Annotated in this window: 19 protein-coding genes and 1 pseudogene; 8 read left to right on the forward strand and 12 right to left on the reverse strand. The window is 68.0% G+C overall.

Translation table 11 applies throughout. From position 1 onward, the window contains the following. Positions 1–32 precede the first annotated feature (32 nt). Genes MLGJGCBP_RS16370 through MLGJGCBP_RS16385 form a run of 4 tightly spaced genes read right to left on the reverse strand, consistent with a single transcriptional unit; the run spans position 33 to position 4181 of the window. Positions 33–1685 carry a thiamine pyrophosphate-binding protein gene (locus tag MLGJGCBP_RS16370; RefSeq protein WP_160096918.1) on the reverse strand — a complete coding sequence of 551 codons (1653 nt, stop codon included), beginning with the start codon at positions 1683–1685 and terminating at the stop codon, positions 33–35. Beyond that, positions 1682–2740: an amidohydrolase family protein gene (locus MLGJGCBP_RS16375; protein WP_160096920.1), complete on the reverse strand. Its 1059-nt coding sequence runs from the start codon at positions 2738–2740 to the stop codon at positions 1682–1684. Before MLGJGCBP_RS16375 ends, MLGJGCBP_RS16370 begins: the two co-directional genes overlap by 4 nt. A 30-nt stretch (positions 2741–2770) precedes the next feature. Next, positions 2771–3625: an HpcH/HpaI aldolase family protein gene (locus MLGJGCBP_RS16380; RefSeq protein WP_087555248.1), complete on the reverse strand. Its 855-nt coding sequence runs from the start codon at positions 3623–3625 to the stop codon at positions 2771–2773. Beyond that, complete coding sequence (locus MLGJGCBP_RS16385; RefSeq protein ID WP_124391920.1) at positions 3609–4181, reverse strand: SRPBCC family protein; 573 nt, start codon at positions 4179–4181, stop codon at positions 3609–3611. Before MLGJGCBP_RS16385 ends, MLGJGCBP_RS16380 begins: the two co-directional genes overlap by 17 nt. A 586-nt stretch (positions 4182–4767) precedes the next feature. Between MLGJGCBP_RS16385 and MLGJGCBP_RS16390 the strand changes: the two genes are divergently transcribed. The 5 genes from MLGJGCBP_RS16390 to MLGJGCBP_RS16410 all read left to right on the forward strand — a co-directional run bounded on the left by MLGJGCBP_RS16390 (position 4768) and on the right by MLGJGCBP_RS16410 (position 10685). Next, positions 4768–5673, forward strand: a complete 906-nt coding sequence (locus tag MLGJGCBP_RS16390; RefSeq protein WP_160096921.1) for a hypothetical protein — start codon at positions 4768–4770, stop codon at positions 5671–5673. 54 nt (positions 5674–5727) lie between these two features. Continuing rightward, positions 5728–6612 (forward strand): amidohydrolase family protein, encoded by an 885-nt coding sequence (locus MLGJGCBP_RS16395; RefSeq protein ID WP_087555251.1) that lies wholly within the window; start codon positions 5728–5730, stop codon positions 6610–6612. Positions 6613–6617: 5 nt separating this feature from the next. Further along, a complete protein-coding gene (locus tag MLGJGCBP_RS16400; protein ID WP_236581136.1) occupies positions 6618–7679 on the forward strand; it encodes an ABC transporter substrate-binding protein in 1062 nt (353 codons plus the stop codon). A 72-nt stretch (positions 7680–7751) separates the two neighbouring features. Continuing rightward, positions 7752–9524, forward strand: a complete 1773-nt coding sequence (locus MLGJGCBP_RS16405) for an ABC transporter permease (RefSeq protein WP_160096924.1) — start codon at positions 7752–7754, stop codon at positions 9522–9524. A 12-nt stretch (positions 9525–9536) separates the two neighbouring features. Then, positions 9537–10685: an ABC transporter ATP-binding protein gene (locus MLGJGCBP_RS16410; protein WP_236581137.1), complete on the forward strand. Its 1149-nt coding sequence runs from the start codon at positions 9537–9539 to the stop codon at positions 10683–10685. Positions 10686–10772: 87 nt separating this feature from the next. Here the strand turns inward: MLGJGCBP_RS16410 and rox are convergent, their stop codons facing one another. The 6 genes from rox to MLGJGCBP_RS16440 form a co-directional block, all read right to left on the reverse strand. Continuing rightward, positions 10773–12212, reverse strand: coding sequence for a rifampin monooxygenase (gene rox / locus MLGJGCBP_RS16415; protein ID WP_160096928.1), 1440 nt, complete (start codon positions 12210–12212; stop codon positions 10773–10775). 10 nt (positions 12213–12222) lie between these two features. Continuing rightward, positions 12223–12942: a GntR family transcriptional regulator gene (locus MLGJGCBP_RS16420; protein ID WP_160096930.1), complete on the reverse strand. Its 720-nt coding sequence runs from the start codon at positions 12940–12942 to the stop codon at positions 12223–12225. A gap of 252 nt (positions 12943–13194) precedes the next feature. Then, positions 13195–13719 (reverse strand): flavin reductase family protein, encoded by a 525-nt coding sequence (locus tag MLGJGCBP_RS16425; protein WP_160096932.1) that lies wholly within the window; start codon positions 13717–13719, stop codon positions 13195–13197. A 7-nt stretch (positions 13720–13726) separates the two neighbouring features. Further along, a complete protein-coding gene (locus MLGJGCBP_RS16430) occupies positions 13727–14074 on the reverse strand; it encodes a cupin domain-containing protein (protein WP_160096934.1) in 348 nt (115 codons plus the stop codon). 6 nt (positions 14075–14080) lie between these two features. Next, the gene (locus tag MLGJGCBP_RS16435) at positions 14081–15538 is read right to left on the reverse strand and encodes a pyrrole-2-carboxylate monooxygenase subunit (RefSeq protein WP_160096936.1); all 1458 of its coding nucleotides are present in this window, start codon (positions 15536–15538) and stop codon (positions 14081–14083) included. A gap of 96 nt (positions 15539–15634) precedes the next feature. Beyond that, positions 15635–17002, reverse strand: coding sequence for an MFS transporter (locus tag MLGJGCBP_RS16440; RefSeq protein ID WP_160096938.1), 1368 nt, complete (start codon positions 17000–17002; stop codon positions 15635–15637). 469 nt (positions 17003–17471) lie between these two features. Here MLGJGCBP_RS16440 and MLGJGCBP_RS16445 point away from each other — a divergent pair. Further along, positions 17472–18940, forward strand: a pseudogene (locus MLGJGCBP_RS16445) (amidohydrolase). A 9-nt stretch (positions 18941–18949) separates the two neighbouring features. On the opposite strand, the gene MLGJGCBP_RS16450 reads toward MLGJGCBP_RS16445, so the two are convergent. Then, positions 18950–19579: a TetR/AcrR family transcriptional regulator gene (locus MLGJGCBP_RS16450; protein ID WP_087555262.1), complete on the reverse strand. Its 630-nt coding sequence runs from the start codon at positions 19577–19579 to the stop codon at positions 18950–18952. A gap of 161 nt (positions 19580–19740) precedes the next feature. Between MLGJGCBP_RS16450 and MLGJGCBP_RS16455 the strand changes: the two genes are divergently transcribed. Together MLGJGCBP_RS16455 and MLGJGCBP_RS16460 are read left to right on the forward strand one after the other, a co-directional pair. Beyond that, entirely contained in the window at positions 19741–21303 is a 1563-nt protein-coding gene (locus MLGJGCBP_RS16455) for an APC family permease (protein ID WP_236581138.1), read from the forward strand. Between the two features lie 140 nt (positions 21304–21443). After that, a complete protein-coding gene (locus tag MLGJGCBP_RS16460; protein ID WP_160096940.1) occupies positions 21444–22067 on the forward strand; it encodes a nucleoside/nucleotide kinase family protein in 624 nt (207 codons plus the stop codon). Between the two features lie 16 nt (positions 22068–22083). Here the strand turns inward: MLGJGCBP_RS16460 and MLGJGCBP_RS16465 are convergent, their stop codons facing one another. Continuing rightward, entirely contained in the window at positions 22084–23085 is a 1002-nt protein-coding gene (locus MLGJGCBP_RS16465; RefSeq protein WP_087555267.1) for a Gfo/Idh/MocA family protein, read from the reverse strand.

Consider the following 23085-nt stretch of genomic DNA (forward strand, 5'->3'; position numbering starts at 1 on the left):
CGTTTCGTTGGTCGTGAACAGTCCCCGCGCGGTCATACGTCCTCGCCGTACTGCATGCGCCGGTAGGGCACGCTGAGCACGTCGCGGGTGATGCGCACGTCGATCACGGTGGGCCGGGGGTTCCGGACGTACTCGGCCAGCGCGGCGCGCAGTTCGTCGGTCGTGCGGACGGTGGCGCCGCCGCCGCCGAGTGCCTTCCCGACCGTGCCCAGTTCGGGGGTGGGGATGACGGCGAGCTCGGGGTCGAGACCCTTGGCCTTCGCCTTGTGGTACTCCGCGCCGAGGCCTTCGTCGTTCATGACGACCACGAGCACCGGAAGCCCGTAGCGGCAAGCGGTCTCGAACTCCGACAGGTGCATCAGGAAGCTCGCGTCGCCTTCGACCACGAACGTCGGCTTGCCACCGTTGGCGACGACGGTGCCGATGGTCAGCAACGGGGCCTGGCCGATGGCACCGAACATGCCGTAGTTCGAGGTGATCTCGCGGGACCGCTGGAAGAGCATGGTGCCGAAGTCCGTCTGGTGTCCGCTGCCGAGCACCAGCCCGATCTCGCCGGGAAGTTCGGCGTCGAGCACCGAGATCGCCTCGCGCGGGTCGAGCAGGCCCGGCTGACTGCGGAACTCGGCGGGGTCGATCAGCGGGGCCGTGAGCCGGCCGTGCACCTCGGGGGTGTGGAAGCCTTCCATCTCGACACCGCGAACCCCCAGCGCGCCCGACAGAGCATCGAGGGCGGTGACCGCGTCGGCCTGCATGTAGCAGTCGGCGACCTGACCGTTGCCCATCACCAGGTGTGGCGCCGTGTCGATCTGGATGAACCGGGCCTCGGGGAACAGGTATCCGCTCTCGATGGTGTAGTGGTTGAGGCTCGCGCCCACCGACACCACGCAGTCGGCCTCCTGCAGCAGCTCCATCGCGAGCCTGCTGCCGAACAGTCCCGCGATCCCCACGTGGTACTCGGTGTCGCCGCTGAGCCAGTTCTTGGCCTGCAGCGTCGTGGCGAGTAGGGCCCCGGTGCGACGCTGAAGCGCGAGGATCTGCTCGCCTGCCTCCGCGTTGCGGGCGCCCCGACCGGCGACGATCACGACTCGTTTGCTCGCCCCGATGATTTCGCACGCCTGCTGGATCCGGTCCGGGTGCGGGAGCAGCTTCGGGGCCCGGAGCAACTCGGTGGACGGGACGTACGGCATGTCGTCCTCGAACTCCTGCAGCTGCACGTCGAACGGGGCGCTGATCATCACCGGCCGGGACTGGGTGCGGGCAAGGTAGAAGGCTCGCTGCACCACTTCTGCGGCCGACTCGGCCTTGGTCACCTGAAGGAACTCGCACTCGATCGCGGCGGCGAACCGGCGCTGGTCGAGGTACTGCACGGCGCCCTCGTCACCCAGCGGCGTCTCCCCGCAGAACGCGACCAGCGGGATGCGCGCACGGCTCGCCACGATCATCGACGTGGCCAGCTGCGCGGTACCGGGCCCGCTCGTCGTCGTCACGATGCCGGGTCGGCCGGATGCGCGGGCGTACCCGTGCGCCATGCTCAGTCCCGCACCTTCGTGACGCACCTCGTACAGGCGCGTCCCACGGGTGGCCAGGGCATTCATCCAGTGCATGTTGGCGTCGCCCATCATGCCGAACACATCCGTGGTGCCCTCGGCGGCGAACGCTGCTGCGAGCGCTTCGTAGACCTTCACTGCGCGACCTCTTCTTGCTTGTGGTGGTTCCGGACGTGGCTCGCGAGGCGCGGGAACACCTTCAGCGCGTTGCCGCCATAGATCGCCTGCCGATCGGCGTCGCTGATGGAGTCGATGGAGTCCAGCAGCGCCTTGGTGTCGTCGAAGCGGCGCCCGGTCTCCGGGTCGACGCCGCGGACGGCGCCGATCATCTCGGAGGCGAAGAGCACGTTCTCGGCAGGGATGATGTCGGTGAGCAGTTCGAGGCCCCGCTTGTGGTAGACGCAGGTGTCGAAGAAGACGTTGCGCAGCAACGATTCCTCCAGTGGCGGCCTGCCCTGGTCCTGCATCATCCCGCGGTAGCGGCCCCAGTGGTAGGGCACCGCGCCGCCGCCGTGCGGCAGGATCAGCCGCAGCGTCGGGAAGTCGGTGAACAGGTCCGACTGGCACAGCTGCATGAAGGCGGCGGTGTCGCCGTTGAGGTAGTGCGCGCAGGTGCCCTGGATCGCGGGGTTACGCGACATCGCGACGTGAATCATCGCGGGCACGTCCAGTTCCACCATCTTCTCGTAGAGCGGGTAGTAGATCCGGTCGGTCAGAGGCGGCGCCTGCCAGTACCCGTCGGAGGGGTCCGGGTTGAGGAGGCAGCCTACGAATCCGAGTTCTTCGACGCAGCGCTCGAGTTCCGCGGCAGAGTTCTGGATGGACGAGGCCAGCGCGTCGCCGGGCGACTGCGGGAGCTGGCACACCGCGGCGAAACGATCGGGGAACAGGCCGCACACCCGGGCGATGAGGTCGTTGCTGACCTGCGACCAGACCAGGCTGGTCTGCTCGTCGCCGTAGTGGTGGGCCATCTTTCCCGCGCCGGGGGAGAAGACCGTCAGGTCGGTGCCGCGTTCGATCTGGAGCTTCAGTTGCCCCTGTTCGATTGCGGTCTTGATCTCTTCGTCGCTGATGTGCAACGTCTCGGGTGAGACTCGCGCGCCCGAATCCTCGAACGCCTTGATCTGGCGCTCGCGCCACTGTCCGAGCGCGGGCGGCGCGGTGGTGAAGTGGCCGTGACAGTCGATGATCATGAAGGTTTTTCTCCAGGTGAGTGTTCGGGGTCAGGAGCGACCGGTGAGTTTGCGGCCCAGTTCCAGGCCGGGATAGCTGCGCACCGGCGCGGACATGAGGAAGCGGTAGCCCTCTTCGAGCACCTGCTCGACGTTGCTCGGGGTCACGTGCGGATGGCCGACCACGACGTCGTGGTCGTGACAGATCTTCACGATCCGGCTCCTGGCCTCGACCATCAGCGGGTGGTCGAGTTGACGGGGCACGCCCAGTTCCTGGCTGAGATCACCCTCGCCGATGAGGATGAGACCGATTCCGGGCACCTGTTCGAGGATCGCCGGGAGGTTCTCGATGCCCAGCTGGTCCTCGATCTGGATCACGACGAGGATCTCGCCGTCCGGGGCGAGCGGCCACACGTCGGCCTTCGCGTAGTACTCGTCGTTCGACAGGCCCCAGTACCGTGCGGCGGCGGCAGGCGCGTCACCGCGCAGGCCCGGCGGGTCGAACCGGTCCTCGCCCGGCAGACGGGGGTACCGGCAGGCCGCGACCGCGTTGCGCGCCTCCTCGACCCGGCTGATGTGCGGCCACACGATTCCGTACGCCCCGAGGTCGAGAGCCTGCTTCGCATGCCACTGGCCGTGTTCGGCGCCGTTGACGGGAATCCGGATCAGCGGGGTGGGCGACGGGGCGAGCGTGCCCGATTCGAATATCCGTCGCCGGTTGAGCAGGTACTGCAGGCTGTCCCGCAACGTCGTTGCGTCCCAGGGCTTGTGCTCGGCCTCGAACACCAGACCGTCGTAGTCGCTGGTCGCGAAGTCCAGCGCTGCCGCCGGCTCGGGAGCAGCGAACGCCGCGAAGGCGTGCTGCCCCGATTCCAGCGCACCGATCACACTATTGAGTCTTGCCACTTGCCACTCCGCTCTGCTCGCTCTGTCGCTTGTGAATGGTCCTGAGCCACCAGGCGCGCACGCGGGCCCACACGGTCGGCCGGCTGGGCGCAGGCACGACCGCCGTGTCCCCGGCGCACCGGCGCACCAGTTCGTCCGTGAAGTCGTTGGTCATCCGGGACACCACGGCCCCGGCACCCGCTTCGATCACCGACGCGAGCTTGCCCGCGAGGGCCACCTCGCCGGTCACCTGCACCCGTGCGCCGCCCGCGTGGTCCTCGGTGATCCGGAAGTTCGCGTGCGCGGTGAACCGCGTCGCGCCCTGCCCGTCCCGTCCACGCGCCGAAAGTCGTCCCTCCCAGGCGGGCTCGTCCAGCTCCAGCGACATCCGGGCGCCGAACCGCACCCGGATCGCGCTGAATTTCACGACCAGCGTGCCGTCGAACGAGCCGTCGTCGTGGAACTGGCCGAGTTCGGCACCGTTGATGCACGACACCACCTCGGTGGGGTCGGAAATGACTTCCCACACCCGCCCCGGTGGTGCGGGTACGGCGATTGCTTCGTCGATCTTTATCACAACTGTGTCCTCGCTTGACGATCGTGAACAGCCACCACAGACCACTGTGGCGCTTCGGGGAAACTCGCGAGACTCGATCAGCGAGCTGGTGTCGGAGGGCGTGCCCTCGCCGGCAGCGAGCAGGCCGGTCGCCAGATGGCTCTGGCATCATCCGAGTCTCCCCGGTCGGCTCTCAGATTGTTTAACAACTTTCTGCCGTCAGACTAGCAGCGGAATGCGGCGAACAGCAAGAACTTGTTTTCCCGACCGCGGATTGCCTACCAAGCCCAGCTCGGACCGGGTCATCTTGTAGAACAATCGTGAACCGAGGGCGAATTGTCCCAGCGTGATCGTGCCGCCGCACGCGAACCCGGTGCCGCCACCGCCCGCTTCGACCCGGCTTCCGCAAAATTGTTAGACGATCCGAGCCTAAAAGGCTTGTAATGGGCGTCACTCCCGCGTAAATTGAGCGAAACCGTAAGACAAAACCGATATTCACTCATCGGTCGAATGACGGCATCGGCGCACTGACACCAGTGCACTCCCCGGGTTCGGAGGCACACCACATGCACTCCCCGGGTTCGGACGCAACAGAGGAGTTGTATTCATGTCCACAACCTTGTCCATCGCGGCGAAGTCCTACCCGCACACGGCGTTCCTCGCCGAACCCGGATTCAGCGTCGAGGGGCATCCCGTCGAGCTCGCGGCAGCGGATCCGATCTACAAGGCGTTCGCTCCCATGGTGCGTGAGCTCCGGTACGACTTCAGCGAATTGGCCATCGCCACCTATCTGCAGGCCCGCGAGGCCGGCGCCCCGATCGCGCTCCTGCCGGTGGTGCTCAGCGGCGACTTCCACCACCACTCCCTGACCCGCTGGCCCGGTTCGGCCGAGATCAACCCCGCGGACCTGGCAGGCAAGCGGGTCGCGGTCCGGGCCTACAGCCAGACGACCGGCCTGTGGGTGCGCGGAATCCTGCACGAGGAGTTCGGCGTCGACGCCAAGGAAGTCACCTGGGTGACCACCGAGGAGCCGCACGTCGCCGGCTATGTCGAGCCGCCGAACGTCGAGCGCACGACGGGCAAGGTCCTGGATGTGCTCGAGCGTGGCGACGTCGTGGCCGCCGTCCTCGGCCCGCCGGCGCTCGACGGCGCGCAGGGGCCGCTGGTGCCGATCATCCCCAACTGGCGGGAGGCCGAGGAGGCATGGGGCGCCCGGCACAAGACGGTGCCGATCAACCACGTGCTCACCGTCCGGCGTGACCTCCTCGAGGCCGAGCCCCGCACGGTAGCGGCGCTCTACCAGGCTTTCGGAGACCGGATCGAGGCACGCAAGGCCGCCGAAACCGAGCCCGGACCCCGCGTGCGCGCCCTGCGCTTCGGAGTGACGGACGAGCTCGTCGCCGGTCTGCAGATCGCGATCGACTACGCGTTGCAGCAGAACGTCATCCGCACGCCCGTGACGGTGGCCGAACTCCTCGACGACTTCACCCGGCACCTCGGCGACCTCGCCTGAGCGCGCCCGCCCGCCACTTTCCGCCCGCTACCACCAACCAGTCGTGAGGTACTGATGTTCAGCGTCGACACACACACCCACATCATCTCGCCCGACACCGATGCCTACCCCGCAGATCCGCTCGGCGGACACCGGTCCACCTGGTCCCAGGAACGGCCCACCGACATCGACGGCCTGCTGCGGGCCGCCGACGCCGCCGACGTCGACCACCTGGTCGTCGTCCAGGCCTCCACGGTCTACGGATTCGACAACAGCTACGTAGCCGACCAGCTCACACGGCACCCCGACCGCCTCAGCGGGGTGTGCTCGGTGGATTTCCTCTCCCCGAAGGTGGTCGACGACCTCCACCACTGGATCGACGAGCGCGGCTTCTCGGGGGTCCGCATCCGTGCCGCGGACGGGACGACCGCCGTCCCGACTCCCGGCCGCGGACTCGACGACGAGCGCATGGCGCCGGTCTGGCAGTTCCTGTCCGACCGCCGGGTGCCGGTCTGCATCCAGATGCACGCCCAGCACGCTCCGATCCTCGGTGGGCTCCTCCAGCAGTATCCGGGACTCACCGCGATCCTCGACCACGCGGGCCGACCGCAACTGGACTCCGCGCCGTATCCGAGCGCGGACGGAGTTCCCCAGCTCAGCGAGACAGGCCGCGTGTTCATCAAGATCACGCCGCCGGCCGTACTCCGCGCGCAGCGCGAGAGCGGATCCGCGGCACCGCTGGTCCGCACGCTGATCGAAGAGTTCGGGGCGGCCCACGTCATGTGGGGTTCGAACTTCCCCGCCTCGGCCGGATCGTTGTCCGAACTGGCCGACCTCATCAAGGAGCAACTGCCGTCACTCGACGCCACGGACCTGGAGTCGATCGCGGGCGGCACCGCCGGCCGGCTGTACGGGCTCTCCCAGGGCAGCTCCGTCACCACCGCCGCGAAGGAATGTTGATCGCTATGAAGCGCTTTCGGCGCAGGCTCTGCATGGCCTCGGTCATGGCAGTCGCCGTCGTCCTGACCGCCTGCGGCGGTCCGCCGCCCGTTCCGGACACCAAGAATCTGGACGAGCTGTACCAGGCGGCCAAGGCCGAAGGGGAGGTCGTGTGGTTCGCCCCGAAGCCGGAGGCTCAGATGAAGCCGGCCATCGAGGCGTTCGAGAAGAAGTACCCGGGGATCGAGGTCAGGTACACGAACAAGAAGGCTCCGGATCTGGTCACCCAGCTCAATGTGGAGCAGGCAGCCGACCGGGTGACGTTCGACGTGTCCAACGCAGGTGGGCTCACGGTCCTGCCGTCGCAGTCCATGGCGGCGAAGGTCGACTGGGCATCCTACGAGGTGCCCAGCGACCAGATCTTCGCCGACGACTTCGTCTATGTGTGGGCGGTACCGAAGGTCTGGGCCTACAACACCGACGCCCTGGCCCCGAACGATGTGCCCTCGAGTTGGGACGACCTGCTCGATCCGCAATGGAACGGCGGAAAACTCAGCGTCGAGTCCCGCGGGTCCTTCATGACCGTGTGGGCCCAGGACCCGACCCTCGGCGCCGACGCCGGTCTCGACTACGCGTCCCGGCTGGCCGAGCTGAAACCCCACTACACCGAAAACACGACGCAGGCCCACACACTCGTCGTGTCCGGTCAGACTCCGGTCGGCACCGACCTCATCAACCTCGTGCTGGAGGACGAGTCGAAGGGCGCGCCGGTCGCCGTCGCACCGGTGGGCCCCACCAACGCCAACAAGTCGTACCTGTTCGTGGCCGACGGCGCCCCGCACCCGGCGGCGGGTCGCCTGCTCACCGCCTTCCTCGCCTCCGACGAGGGCCAGTCGGCACTGGTCGACACGTACAACTCGGTCATCCCCACCAACACGGACTGCACCGACGCCGCCACGAACCGTGTCATCGGCGCCCTGTGCGCCGCAGGCGTCGAATGGTTCAGCGAAACCGACATCGCGCAGTACGAGCAGTTCTCAGATTTCTTCCCCGAGGTCGAAGAAGCCTTGGGTACCAACGTCAACTGACGGCCCCCGCCGCCGCACCGCTGCCCGTGACGGGCGGCAAACTCTATCCCCTCACCCTTGGAGACTTCAGCGATGCAGTCCGGCACCCAGCTCTCCACCGGCGTACGCCCTCGACCCGACGACGTACGCCCTCAGCCCGCCGACATACACCACCCCAAGCGCCGGGACCGCGTCCTGGTCGGCGTCAACATCGCCATCGGCGCGATCGTCGCCTATCTCATGCTCTTCCCCCTGGGCATGCTGCTGTTCAGCAGCCTCAAGGACAGCGAGACCAAGCTGCCCTTCCAGGTTTCCGGGTTCACGCTCGACAACTTCACCGCGATCTTCTCCTCGGAACGCCTGGTCGACGTCGCGCTCAACTCGTTCATCTTCGTGGTCGGCACCGTGTCGCTGGCATTGGTCGTCAGCGTCAGCCTGGCCTACCTGTTCGAGCGAACCGACATTCCGGGACGCCGCTTCCTCGCACCGAGCACGCTGGCCCCCATGGCCGTGCCCGCCACGGTCATGGCGGTGGCCTGGGTCCTGGCGGCCAACCCCACCAACGGCCCGATCGCCATCGTCCTCGAGCGGGTCTTCGGGCTCTCGATCGACATCTACTCGCTGCCGGGCATGATCCTGGTGGCCGGCATCTTCGGTGTCCCCGGCATGTACATCATGCTCGCGCCGACGTTCGCCCGGCTCAACCTCGAATTCGAGGAGGCCGCGGCCACGTCGGGTGCAGGCTGGTGGACGCGAACCCGCAAAGTGGTTCTGCCGCTGACGATGCCGGGGATCTCCGCGGCCAGCATGCTGCTCGTCGTCATCGCGCTCGAGGAGTTCGCGATCCCCGCCATTCTCGGCATGCCGGACCAGATCTTCGTGTTCAGCAGTCTCATCCAGGCATCCCTGCAGCCGCCGTCGGGTCTTGCCAACTACGGCCAGGCCAGCGCCTACGGCATCATGCTGGTCCTGCTGTCCCTCGTGATGATCGCCGTCTACCGGCGTCAGACCCGTGAGTCCCACCGATTCCAGGTGGTGAGCGGCAAGGGGTACCGGTCCACACCGGTGCGGCTGGGACGGTGGCGCATCCCGGTTGCCGGCATCGTCACGTTCTACGTACTGGTCGCGATCATCGTGCCCATCCTGACCCTGGTCTGGACGAGCCTGACCCCGTACCTGCAGCCGATCAACTTCGACAACCTGGGTGCGCTCAGCCTCGCCAACTACGGCGCGATCTTCACCAACCCGAACCTGACGCACGCGGTCGTCAACACCCTGGTGATCAGCCTGGTCACGGCGACGCTCACCGCCGGGTTCGCCCTGTGGCTGGCGCTGGCCTCGACCCGCGCCGGACGCCTCGGCAGGGGCCTGTTCGATCTGTCCTTCCTGGTCTTCGCGATCCCCAGCGTCGTGCTCGGCATGGCGGTGCTGTTCCTCTACCTGTACCTGCCGATCCCGATCTACGGCACGATCTGGATCATCATCATCGCGTTCACCACCCGGTACATCCCGCGCGGATCACGCATGATCCAGACGGCACTGTTGCAACTCGACAAGGGACTCGAAGAGGTGGGACGCGTGAGCGGTGCGTCCAACGCCGTCGTGCTGCGCCGGGTGGTCTTCCCGCTCGTCGCTCCCGCGGTGTCGAGCACGTGGCTGTGGGTGTTCGCCAACTCGCTGGGCGAACTTCCGATCGCGCTGCTGCTGTCCAGTTCCGACAACCGCACCGTCGTGGTGCTGCTGTGGGACATGATCGGTGAAAGCGCGAACTATCCCGAGGCCAGCGCCCTCGCGGTCCTCCTGCTCGCCCTGTCCGCCGTCTCCGTCTGGTGGGTCAACCGCCGTGGCTTCCAACAACACATCTGAGGTGCCGTGAACATGAAAACCCTCGTTGGTTCCGACCATTCCGTGCAGATCTCCGGCCTGCAGAAACAGTTCACCCGCCCACACAGCGGCGAGGTGACCCGCGTCATCGACGATGTCAGCTTCTCCGTGCCGCAGAACAGCTTCTTCACCCTGCTGGGGCCCAGTGGGTGCGGCAAGACGACCACCCTCCGCTGCCTCGCCGGGCTGGAGACCGCCGACAGCGGCGAGATCTGGATGAACGGCCAGGCCGTCTTCTCCGCCGCCGCGGGGCGCGACGTTTCGCCGGACGTCCGGCCGATCGCGATGGTGCCGCAGTCCTACGGGATCTGGCCGCACATGAAGGTGTTCGACAACGCCGCGTTTCCCCTGCAGTACGGCCGGAAGACGTACCCGCGCGCCGAGCGGGAGCGTCGCGTCCGGACGATGCTCGAACAGGTCGGCCTGTCGGAGTACGCCGACCGCTGGTCCACCCAGCTCAGCGGCGGCCAGCAGCAGCGGCTGGCGCTGGCCCGCGCTCTGCTGTGCGAACCGGAGGTCCTGCTGCTGGACGAGCCACTGTCCAACCTGGATGCGAAGCTGCGCTCACAGCTGCGCGCCGAGTTGCGGTCGTTCCAGCAGAAGTTCGGTGTCACCACCATCTACGTCACGCACGACCAGGGTGAAGCCCTGGCGATGTCCGACACGATCGTCGTCATGAACCGCGGGCGGGTCGAACAGATCGGATCACCGAGCGAGATCTACGACTCGCCGGCGACGCGGTTCGTGGCCGACTTCGTCGGCAGCGCCAACCTCATCCCCGGAGTGCTCGACCGGCCGGCGGGCTCCGGCGACCGAGTCGTCGACGCCAAGACGACCGTCGGGGTGGTGCGGTGTGAGCGTTTCACCACGCCACCCACCCCGACTGCCGCCGGCCAGGAAATGTTCGTGTGCATCCGGCCCGAAAACATCCGCATCATCCCCGAAGATCGGGAAACCCACGGCCCCAACCGGTTCCCGGGACGAATCGTGACCACGGAGTATCTCGGCGACCGCCAGGAGATGGTCGTCACCGTCGGGGACGTGTCGCTCCGCGCGCACGCCGACGCGCACCTGCGGGCTCACCCGGGCGACGACGTGACCGTTGTCCTGGACCCGGCATGGACGGTCGCGCTGTGGTCGTGACCGCCGGGCGCGAGCGTGCGGCCGGCCTGTTGTTCTGAGTAGGCCGAGGACCTCCTCACGAAACGAGGAGGTCCTCACCGCCAGTGCTCAGCTGACGGGCGCGCCGAACCACCGCGACAGTTGCTTGTCGAGTCCCGCCTGGTCGTCGCCGGCCCAGGCCACGTGGCCGTCCGGTCGGAGTAACACAGCCGGCACGCCCACCTCGGCGCCGGCATCGACGACGGAGTCGACCCGATCCGCCCAGCCGTCGACCGAGAGCCGGCCGGTCCGGTCGAGCAGCAGTCCACGGCCGCGGTGCATCTGCTCGTACAGGCGCCCGCGCCCCAGGCCGATGTCCCGGAGCCGCTTGCCGAGCAGTTCGTGCCCGTCGCCGAAGTCGTAGCGGACCCCGATGGCGGTGATCTTTTCCATCAGATATCGGTTCACGACCTCGAAGTCCATCAGCTCCGTCACCAGACGGCGAACGGCCCGGGGGCCAGGCTCGGTGGACATGAGCTCGCTCTGCGCGCGGGTGTTGTTCAGAACGTCGGCGCCCACCGGGTGCCGTTCGGAGTGGTAGCTGTCCAGCAGATCGACCGGCGCCCAGCCGTTGATCTCGGCGGCCAGTTTCCAGCCCAGGTTGAAGGCGTCCTGGATTCCGAGGTTGAGACCCTGTCCTCCCAGCGGCGGGTGCACGTGCGCGGCGTCGCCGGCCAGGAACGCTCGTCCGACCCGGTAGCGCTCGGCCTGACGGGTGGCGTCGCCGAAGCGGGAGAGCCAGCGTGGTGAGTGGACGCCGAAGTCGGTGCCGGCGAACGTTCTCAGCTGCCGCTTCACCTCCTCGAGCGTCGGGAGGACCGTGCTGTCCTCGGTGACCTTCTCGGCGGGGACGACGACCCCGTACAGGCCGTTCCCGGCGGGACCGACGCCGAACCCCTTGTGGGTCTTGCGGACCTCCGCCACGATGGCAGCCAGTTCGTCCGGCGGAGTGGTCACCTCCATCTCGCCCCGCAGCCACTCGACCTTCGCGGGTTCGCCGGGGAAGCCGACGCCGAGCAGCTTGCGGACGGTGCTGCGGCCGCCGTCGCAGCCGACGAGGAAGCGGGCATGCACCTGCGTGCCGAGCGACCCTGACTCCGCCAGTTCCACGGTCACCCCGTCGGAGTCCTGGCTCAGGCCGACCAGTTCGCTGCCGCGCCGGATGTCGGCTCCGAGTTCGGCGGCGTGCTCGGCCAGCAGGCGGTCGGTGACCGGCTGGGGGATGCCGAGGATGTAGGCGTGCGCGGTGTCCGGATGTTCGGGCCACGGTTTGTCGATGCCGGCGAAGCGACCGCCGCCCGGGTACTGCTTGCCCTGCTCGAGGAACCGTTCGAGCAGCCCGCGCTGATCGAGGATCTCGATGCTGCGCACGTGCAGGCCGAGCGAACGGACCTGTTCGGTCGGCTCGACCTCCTTCTCCAGCACCAGCACGTCCACACCGTGCAGCCGCAATTCGGCGGCCAGCATCATGCCGGTCGGTCCGCCGCCGGCGATGATCACATCAGTCATGAAGCCCCGTTCATCCTTTCCGCGGGTCCAGCTGGTCGTCCGGCGTCGGGAAGTTCAGCTGAAGTGCTCGCCGGGCCGACGACAGGTGATGCCGCATCGCCGCGGCGGCGGACTCCGGGTTGTGCGTGACGATTGCAGCGAGGATGGCCTCGTGCTCCCGGACGGAGTCGGTGCGCGGGTTCGCGCGACGGTCGGCGTCGCGGTACTGCTGCACGACGAGCGGATAGAGCAGGCTGTCGACGAACCTGGTGAGGGTGGCCTGCCGTGCCGCCTGCTTGACCTGTTCGTGAAACTTGCGGTTGAGGTTCCAGTATTCCTCGCGCCCACCCGGTACCTGCAAGTCCCACATGCGTTTACAGGTCTCGGTCATCGCGGCGATGTCCGCCTCGGTGGCGCGTTCGGCGGCCTTCGCTGCCAGCGCCGACTCCAGGACCGCGCGGGTCTCGAGAATTTCGATCGCCTCGTCCACCGAGAACGAGCGGGTGCGAGCGCTCCGGTTCGCCTCGGTGGTGACGTAGCCCTCCTGCGCGAGGCGGGCCAGCACCGAGCGGATCGTCCCGCGTGAAACCTGGAGTTGGGTGGTGAGTCCCGACTCGGTGAGGCGGGAGTCCGGTTCGTAGTGACCGGAGAGGATCAGGGCGCGCAGGTCGTGATACGCCTGCAGCGTCCGGTTGGCGCCCGCATCGGGACCGCCCTCGTTGTCCGGGTCTGCGCCCGCAGCTAGCACCATCGTGTGTCACCTGACTCGCCGGGAGGAGTGAGCATCGTCATCATCGGAGCCTCACCCGTCATGTTGTACAACAACATCGAATGTATCGTGTCGAGCGCACGTTGCGAACGCGGTTCGGGGGCATGAAAATCTTCCCTTCCTGAGGCGATCAGGTCCGTGCTGATGTGCACTATTGTTGCACAATTTCACTGCAACGCCGATCGCCGGCGCACCTCGAGTGATGCGCCGGCGAGCACGTGCGCGTCGGGCCGATCAGAACAACCAGGGGACCTCGTCGTGACCGAAGTCGTGGAAGTCGCCGAACCGCCCCGAATAGAACACCAGGCCGGTGCCTTCGCGGCAGCGCATGTCGGTGACCTCGCCGTAGAAGACGCGGTGGTCGCCGATGTCGTGGGCGCTGTGCACCCGGCATTCGAGTTGGGCCAGAGCGTCTTTGATCAGCGGCAGGCCCGAGCGGCTGCGATCGCAGGGCAGGTCGTCGAATCGGGCACCGCCGCGGGTGGCGAACCGCCGGGCGAGTGCTTCCTGACGGGAGCCGAGGATCGAGACGGCGAACGAGCCCGCGGCTTCCACGGCCGCGGTGGTGCGGGAGCCGTGGGTGAGCGAGACGAGCAGGATCGCCGGGTCCAGGCTGATCGAGGTCAGGGAGCTGATCGTCATGGCACTGGGGTCGCCGTCGCCGTCGTCGGCGCTGACGACGGCGACCCCGGTGGTGAACCGGCCCATGCTGCGCCGCATGTCCGTGGGGGTGGGGGCGTGGAATGCCGGAAGGGTCATCGCGGGCCTACTTACCGTGGTACCGGACTTCGAAGGTGACGACGCCCTCGTCCGTGCTCCAGGGACCGTGGGGCATGCCGGGCGGCCGGCACGCGTACGTTCCGGCGGTGAACGTCTCGCCGAGGGTGAGGTCGGTGAACGATCCTTCGAGGATGTAGACCTCCTCCCAGAAGTCGTGTTTCTGCACGCCCATGGGAGTGGAGTCGGCGCCGGGTTCGTAGCGCAGGATCCGGGTGGCGACGTTGCCTTCGGGGTCCTTGGCGAGGATGCGTTCGGTGATCTGCGGATCGTCACCCGGACACACGGTCCACTCGACGTCGGTGACCGGGAAGAATTCGAATTCGGGCTTGGCCATGAGGGTTTACTCGCTTTCCGCTTTGTAGCCGTCGGTGAACTGCTGCACCGCCGCGACGGCGCTGTCGTAGTCGTAGTTGCGGTACGTGTACGCGCCCTTCACCACGAAGGGGGCGCCGGCGTAAAACATTTCGTACTGCTGGTGCCGTCCGGCGAATTCGGAGCCGATGATGTCCCAGGCCAGTTTGAACAGTTTGATGCGTTCCTCGGACGGCACCCCGGGCGACTGGACGTAGTGTTCGATGTCGCGGGACGTCACCGGGCTGGTGAGATCCTTGACGCTCGACGGGAGTTGCAGCACGCCGCCGCCGACGAGGTCGCGCAGGATCGCGATCACCCGCGGGTAGATCTCCGACTGCAGGCCCATCGACCCGTACAGGGCCTGCCTGCCCGGCAACCACATTCCCGCCGAATCCGGCTCGGCGGTGTATTCGGCGGCCAGCACCGCGGACCGGACCCCGCTGACGAGTGCGGCGAGTTCGCCGAGCTTCTCCTGCACGCTGGGGATCTTGTCGACGCCGTTGACCTGGGTGACCCGACGTGCGACGCCGGCGATGAAATCCAGTTTCGTCGCGAACCGGATCTGCGCCTGCCAGTTGCCGAGAACGTGTGCGCCCGTCTCGAAGAACTGCCTGCGGACACCCGTGGTGTCGCGGTCGACGAACACCCGATCCCACGGAACGAGGACGTCGTCGAAGACGAGGAGCGAGTCGGGCTCGTCGTAGCGGCAGGTCAGGGGGTAGTCGAACGAACTCGTCGCGGCCGGGATGTACGGGCGCCGGACGTACTGCTTGAGACCGGGGGCGTTGGCGGGGACGACGAAGCCGACGGCGAAGTCCGTGTCGTCCGGGCCGAGCGGCTTGATGCACGAGACGAAGATTTCGTCGGCGATGGCGCCGCCGGTGGCCAGCATCTGCGAACCGCGGATGACCAGACCCTCCGGGGTCTCCTCGACCACGCCGGCCTGCAGGTATTCGCCCTCCCAGCCCGACGCAGTCGTCGCCCGCGAGACCTGCGGCGGGATGATCGCGTACGAGACGTAGAGGTTCTCGTGGAGCAGGCGCCGGTACAACGCGGAGACGTTCGCCCCGAAATCGTGGGCGCCCTCGGCCTCGAACACCTCGGGATGCGCCGCGAACGCGGCGAGGAACGTCCCCACGTGGTCGGGGCTGCGGCCGATCCAGCCGTGCGTGTGCCGCGCCCACCGTTCGATCGCTTCCCGCCGCTGCGCGAGTTCCTCCCGCGACCGCGGAATCGAGAACACCCGATTGGCCGGGCTCCCGGTTTCGGGCGCGACGTACTGCATGCCGTTCGCCTCGTCCGCGGCGAGATCGAACATCTCGGCCATCGTCCGGGTCACGGGAGCGAAGGCCGGATGGGTGGTGACGTCGTCGATCTGCTCCCCGTCGACGAGCACGACTCGCCCGTCGTTCAGGGAGGCCAGGTAGTCGACTCCGGTGCGCATGTCAGTGTCCTTCGGTAGGTGTAGGTGTAGGTGTGGGTGAGGGTCCGGCCGTCGGGGCCAGGGCTGCCTTCATGGGCTTCCTTCGCGCCGAGAGAGTCAATTGATGACGGACGCAGGTGTTTCCGGCGTCCGGGACGTCGCCTCGTCGCCCACGGCCGCGAGATTCACGGACTGCGTTTCCCGCGCGAGGAGTGAGGCGATCAGGGAGATGACTCCCATGGCGGCGAGGTAGGCGCCGATGGCGTATCCGGTGCCGAACCGGGTGTAGAGCGCGATCGCGATGATCGGGGCCAGCGAACCGGCGAGGACCGACGCGAGGTTGTAGGCCAGCGAGACTCCGGAGTACCGGACCTCGGTGGGAAACAGTTCGGAGAAGAACGCGCCGATCACGGCGCTGTAGGCGGCGAAGATCAGCAGCCCCACCGCCACTGCGAGGGTGATCGCCGCCGGATTCTTCGTGTCCAGCAGGGCGAAGAACACGAATGCCCACACGATGGTGGCGGCGGACGCGCCGATGTAGATCGGTCGCCGGCCGATCCGGTCGGCGAGCACCGCGAACATCGGGATCGTCACCAGGGCAACGACCATGCCGATCATGACGGCGTTCAGTCCGGTGCTGCGGTCGAGTTCGAGGATCTGGGTGGTGTAGGTGATGACGAACAGCGAGAAGATGTAGAAGCCGGCGTTCTCGCCGAAGCGGGTGAAGGCCGCGAGAAGGATCTGGCGCCAGTGTCCGCGGACGGCCGCCGCGAGCGGCATTCCCGTCTTCTCGGCGGGCGCGGTGTCCCGGGACTGCTGGAACAGCGGGGTCTCCGCGACGTACAGCCGCAGCACCAGACCGATGATCACCAGTAGTGCCGACAGTCCGAAGGCGATCCGCCATCCCCAGGACAGGAATGCGTCTTCCGACAGCGTGGAACCGAGGACGGCGAGCACTCCGGCGGCCAGCAGATTGCCCAGCGGCGGACCGAGATTGGGCCACGCGGACCAGAACGCCCGCCTCGTCGAATCGCCGTGTTCGGAGACCAGCAGGACGGCGCCGCCCCACTCGCCGCCGAGTGCGAAGCCCTGCACCAGCCGCAGGAGCACCAGCATCAGCGGTGCGGCGACGCCGATGGATGCGTAGGTGGGCAGGAACGCGATGAGGAAGGTCGATATCCCCATGAACATCAGGCTGGCGATGAGGGTGGCACGCCGGCCCTTGACGTCCCCGTAGTGCCCGAGCACAGCCGCGCCGAGCGGTCGCGCCACGAATCCGACTGCGTAGGTGGCGAACGCGAGCATCGTGCCCACCAGGGGATCTTCGGTGGGGAAGAACAGCTTGTTGAACACCAGCGCCGCCGCGGTCCCGTACAGGAAGAAGTCGTACCACTCGACTGCGGTGCCTGCGAGGCTCGAACCTGCGATGACGGGCAGGCTGGTGTGTGGTCTGCGATTGATAGATTTGTCCTTGGCGGATGCCATAGTCGACTCCTAGGTCGAATCGTCGCTACGTGACGAGCTGCACGTCCGTGCGCCTACCTCCAAGTAGGCGACTCGAACGGTCGCGCAGATGGTGTTGCCTGGGCTCGGTGGTTGCTCCAACAGCCGCCGAGCCCGCTTTTTTCTTGCCTCCGTCCGACTGTGAAGCCGATCACCGCAGGCGGTGCACCAGTTGTATACGACCGGTCTACAATTCGCAAGAGGGCGCCGAACTCTCGAATTCCGCCCCGTGACCCGGCATCTCTTGACGTCGGCCCGTATACGACCTAGCTTAATCGAATCATATTCGATTAGTGAAGGAGCGGCCGTGGACGCCGAACTGCTGGTCGTCGGAGGCGCGGTGCGCACCGGTGATCCCGACCTACCCGTCAGCGACGCGCTCGCCGTGGCCGGCGGTCGCGTGGTCGCGCTGGGCGAGCGGGCCCGTGCCCTGCGGGCGAGCGGTACCGAGGTGATCGACCTGGGCGGCGGCGCGTTGTTGCCGTCGTTCGGGGACGGGCACGTCCACCCGCTGCTGGGCGGCCTCGGATTGCGCGGCGCCGCGATCCGCGACTGCGTCAGCATCGACGAGGTCCTCCGCGAGGTGCGATGCTGGGCGGACGAGAACCCCGGGGCCGGGTGCGTATTCGGCGACGGGGTGTCGCCGACGCTCGCGCCCGGCGGGCACTTCGAGGCGCGCTGGCTCGACAGCGTGGTTCCGGACCGGCCGGTGGTCCTGCGCACGATGGATCATCACACCGCCTGGGTCAACAGCGAGGCGCTGCGGCGGGCCGGACTGACGCGGGACACCCCGGATCCGGCCGGGGCGAGATCGTCCGGACCGCCGGCGGTGAGTTGCTCGGCACCCTGCGTGAATGGGGTGCGATCGATCCGGTTCTCGCGCTGGTGCCGCAGGTGACCTTCGACGTCCGGGTCGACGCGCTCGCGTCGGTGTCGAGAATGCTTGCCGCCGCCGGCATCACGTGGGTGCAGGATGCGTGGACCGAACTGGACGACGTCGACGTCTGGCTGACGGCTGCGGACCGCGGGCTACTCGCCACCCGAGCCAATCTCGCGTTCCGTGCCACTCCGGAGACCTGGGAGTCCGACCGCGAGGCATTCGCCGCGGCGCGGAAGCGGGTCGGAGAACGGGGCGGCGACACGGTAAGGGTGGGAACGGTCAAGTTCTTCGCCGACGGCGTGATCGAGGCAGGCACCGCGGCGCTGCTGGCGCCCTACACGGACTGTCCGCATTCCCACGGCATCAGCAACTGGACCACGGACGAACTGTGCCGGGCCGCGGCCGAGGTGGACCGGCTGGGATTCCAGATCCACATCCACGCCATCGGCGACGCGGGGGTGCGCATGGCGCTCGACGCGATCGAGTACGCCGACCGGTGCAACGGTCCGCGTGATCGGCGTGCCACCATCGCGCATCTGCAATTGGTCGACGGCGAAGACCTCGACCGGTTCACGTCTCTCGGGGTGGTCGCCAACTTCCAGCCGCTGTGGGCCCAACTCGACGCGCTGATGACGGAATTGACGATCCCGCGGATCGGCGCCGAGCGGAGCGCGAAGCAGTATCGGATCGGAACCCTCGCCGAGCGCGGCGCGCGGGTGGCCTTCGGCAGCGACTGGCCCATCACCGCCTACGAGCCGATCAAGGGCATCGCGACCGCGATCCACCGCCAGACACCGTCCGGCATCCCGTCGGAGGGATGGTTGCCGCGGGAGCGCGTCGGCCTCGAACGGGCCCTCTCCGCATATTCGGCGGGCGTCGCCCATCAGGGCTTCGAGGAGGACCTGTGGGGCCGGCTGCTGCCGGGAATGCGGGCCGACATGATCCAGCTGCCGGTCGATCCGTACGCCCTGACGTCCACGCAGGCGCTCGGCGACCTCACCGTGACCCGAACCTGGCTGGGCGGCAAGCGGGTTCACTGACGTTCGGGGCTACCGCCGCACCGCGCCGCGGTCCTGCAGGAGGGCGCGGAAGCCCGCCAGCAGCGCCGCCAGACCGAGTTCGAACGCCTGCTCGGCCCGTTCGGGGCCGCGGGGTGCGGCGGCGAGCGCCCGGGTCAGTGCATCGTCGGGCGTCGTCGCGTCCGCTTCGATCATGACCTCCGGCGCGGCCGCGTCGAGGGCGGCCCCGAGGAGAAAATTCTCCGCGGCGGTGATGACGGCCATGATGTGGTCGTCCGGGAAACCGGCGTCGCGCAGTCCGGCGGCCGCCGAGTGATACACCGAGAGCGAACCGGGATCGCGCACCGTCTCGGTGGCGAGGAGACGGATGGCCGTGGGGTGCCTGCTGAATGCTGCCCGATACGACCGGGCCCACTCGGACAGGGCCTCGTCCCACGGCAGGCGCTCGAACGACGATCCGTCGATTTCCCGGACGACGCGGTGGCGCACCAGTTCGACGACGGCCGCGCGGCCCTTGGCATGGTGATAGATCGACGACACCTGCACGTTCAGGTGCCGGGCCAGATCCGGCATCCGGAAGTCGCCGTCCCGATCGACCAGTTCGAGCGCCGCCTCCGCGATTCGTTCGCGGTCCAGGCGTGCGACGCGGGGTCTGCCCATCGCTGCACCCACCTTTCCAATCGAAATTCATTCGATTATGCCCTTGTGGCGCCGGTCACTACGTTCTAGTCTAATCGAAACACATTCGATTGTTCCTCGTCGCGTATCCGCGCCCTGGTTTCCTCGCCGTCGCGCCCCTGCCCGGACTGGAGAAGTTCCTCATGAAGAAAACCGCACCCGGACCCGCCTCCGGCGCGCAACTCGAGGGCGGCGCCCTCGGAACCGCCGGCATCGTGTTCTTCGTCGTCGCGGCCGCCGCGCCGTTGCTGGTGATGGCGGGCGTGGCGCCCCTGGCTCTGAACGTCGGGGGCATCGGGGCGCCCGGCGGGTACATCCTGGCCGGGCTCGCGCTGGGCGTGTTCGCGATCGGCTTCACCGCGATGAGCAAGTACATCCACAACGCGGGAGCGTTCTACTCGTACATCTCGCTCGGACTCGGCCCCCGATGGGGTCTGGCGGCCGCGGTCCTCGCCCTCGTGTCCTATAACGCCCTCGAGATCGGGATCTTCGGCGCCCTGGGGTATTTCACCCAGTCCACCACGGCGGATCTCGTCGGCCTTGACCTGCCGTGGGGACTGTGGTCGCTGATCGGTGTCGGGCTCATCTGGTTCCTCGGGTCGCGGTCGGTCCACGTCGGCGCGCGGTTCCTGATCCTGCTGCTGAGCGCCGAGACCGGGATCCTGGTGTTGCTCGCCGTCGCCGTCCTCCTTCGGGGCGGCGCCGAGGGCCTCACTTTCGAGTCCTTCGCTCCCGCCCACGTCTTCAGTCCCGGACTGGGCGGGGTGCTGACGTTGGCGTTCGCCGCGTTCATCGGGTTCGAAGCGACCGCCCTCTACCGGGAGGAGGCGAAGGACCCGTCCCGCACAATTCCCCGGGCGACGTACCTGGCGGTCGCGTTCCTCGGCCTCTTCTACGCCTTCATGGTGTGGATCATCATCCAGGCGTACGGGCCCGATCAGGCGCTCGCGCTCGCCGCCTCGGACCCCGCCGCGATGTACTTCGACGCGATCGAGAACTACGTCGGCGGCTCGGCGAGCACGCTCATGGAACTGCTGATCATCACGAGCATCCTCGCGAGCCTGCTCGCGTTCCACAACGCAATCACCCGCTACGCCTTCGCGTTGTCGCGCGAGCACGTACTGCCCCGGGTGCTCGGCAAACTGCACCCGGTCTACAAGTCGCCGTACGTGGCGAGCGCCGTGCAGAGCCTGCTCGCGGCGGTCGTGATCGCCGGGTTCGCGCTCGCAGGCGCCGACCCCTACCTCCAACTCCTGCTCTGGGTGAATTCGCCGGGCGTCGTGGGCATCGCCGTCCTCCAAGCCATGGCCGCCGCGGCCGTTCTCGCATTCTTCTGGCGGGATCGCCGCGGGCATTCGGTCTGGAGAGTGCGGGTTGCCCCCGCGGCCGCCCTCGCCATGTTGATGTACGCGACGTGGCTGATCGTGGCCAAGATGGACCTGCTCACCGCCGCCGGACCCGCCGTGAACACGATCCTCGTCGCCGTCACGCCGGTCAGCCTGATGATCGGGTTGGCGCTCGGCATGCGGCTCGCGCGACGCAACCCCGACCTCTACGCGCGGCTGGGCACCACCGACGTGGACGCCGAACCCGCGGTCCCGGCCGAGGAGCCGAGCAGTCCGCGCTCCGCAGGGCGGTCCGGTGGTCTACGGCATGGTCGCCCGGGACGTCGGAACGGTTTTCTGACCGAGGATTTCGATCGGTAACGAATCGTCCCCGGAATCGGATCGTCGTCCACCACCGGCCCCGGACAGATCCTCGTCACCGTGACCGCTCATCTCCCGGGCCTGTACGACGTGTACGGCACACCGAGCGTCGGCACGTTCTACGTGACACCGTAGAAGGCGTGGGCCGACTCGAGGAACTCGTCGCGCGCGCCCGGGCGCTCGCCGCGCCGGGCACGCGCCGCGTTCTCGGCATCGCGGGACCGCCGGGTTCGGGGAAGAGCACGGTGGCCGCGGCGGTGCTGGCAGGGTTGGGGTCGTCCGCGGTGGTCGTGCCGATGGACGGATTCCACCTGGCGGGTGCGGAACTTGCCCGCCTCGGCCGCGCCGGACGCAAGGGCGCACCGGACACCTTCGACGCCGCCGGGTACGTGGCGCTGCTGCGCAGGCTGCGGGAACCCGACGGCGAGACGGTGTACGCCCCGCAGTTCCACCGTGAGGTCGAGGAGTCGTACGCCGGGTCGATTGCCGTCCCGCCGGACGTTCCGCTGGTGATCACCGAGGGCAACTACCTCCTCCTCGACGAGGGACCGTGGTCGGCGGTGCGTGCCCTGCTCGACGAGGCGTGGTTCCTCGCCCCGGACGGGGACGAGCGCGTCGCCCGCCTCGTCGAGCGGCACGTCCGGTTCGGCAAGTCACCCGACGAGGCGCGAGAGTGGGTGCGGCGCAGCGACGAACGCAACGCCGCGTTAGTTGCGCCAGGCCGTGCCCGGGCCGACGTCGTCGTCTTCGGAGACCCGGTGTGACCCCGTGTGACCCGGTTCAGGCCGGGTACTCGATCGACTCCATGCGACCGCTGGTGAGCGAGCGGGTCGCGGCCTCGGCGATCGCCTGTGCCTTCAACGCCTCCGACAGGGTGGGTCCGATGGCGGCGCCGTTCTCCAGCGCGTCGACGAAGTGGTCGAGCGCGGTGCGGTAGCTGGCCCGGATCCTCTCGAACCATCCCGCGTGCATCCCGTCCTCGACCACGCGACCTGCGCTGTACCGGGAAACGGATCCGGCGCGCTGACGCCGCGCTTCGACCATGCCCGTGGAACCGAGCACCTCGATGCGTTCGTCGTAGCCGTAGCCGATCCGCCGCGTGCAGTCGATCTGGACGAGTGCGCCGCCGGGCAGACGCAGCGTGACGGCTGACGTGTCGACGTCGCCGTACTCGGCGAGGCGGGGTTCGGCCAGTGTGGAACCGGTCGCGAACACCGACTCGGGGTCGAGCCCGGAGATCCACCGCGCCAGGTCGAAGAAGTGGACGGTCTGGTCGCGCATCTGCCCGCCCGAGACGGCGATGTACTCGAGTGGCGGCATCGCCGGGCCGCGGCTGGTCATCTGGATCAGCTCGACCGAGCCGATCTCGCCGGACGCGACCACCCGCTGCAGTTCGGCGTAGTCGCGATCGAAGCGGCGGTTGAAATCGACCATCGCCCGCAGTGACCGGGAGTCGGCGAAGCGCACGATGTCGACGGCGTGGGCGAGGTCGAGATCGATGGGCTTTTCGCACAGGGCCGGGATTCCTGCCGTCGCCGCGGTGCGGAGGTGCTCGGCGTGGGTGTCGGTGGACGACGCGATGAAGACGGCGTCGATCGCCGTGGGATCGAAGACTTCCGCGAGATCGGTGGTCGCGCGGCTGCCGTGCCGCTTGGCGAGGTCCGTCGCGCGCGCGAAATCGATGTCGAAGACGAGCGCCAGGTCGACGTCGGGGTGCGCCGCGAGGTTGGCGCCGTGGACACCGCCGATGAACCCGGCTCCGATGAGGGCGAAACGCTGCAT

This window comes from Rhodococcus sp. T7 (assembly GCF_009872365.1).
Taxonomy (GTDB): Bacteria; Actinomycetota; Actinomycetes; order Mycobacteriales; family Mycobacteriaceae; genus Rhodococcus_F.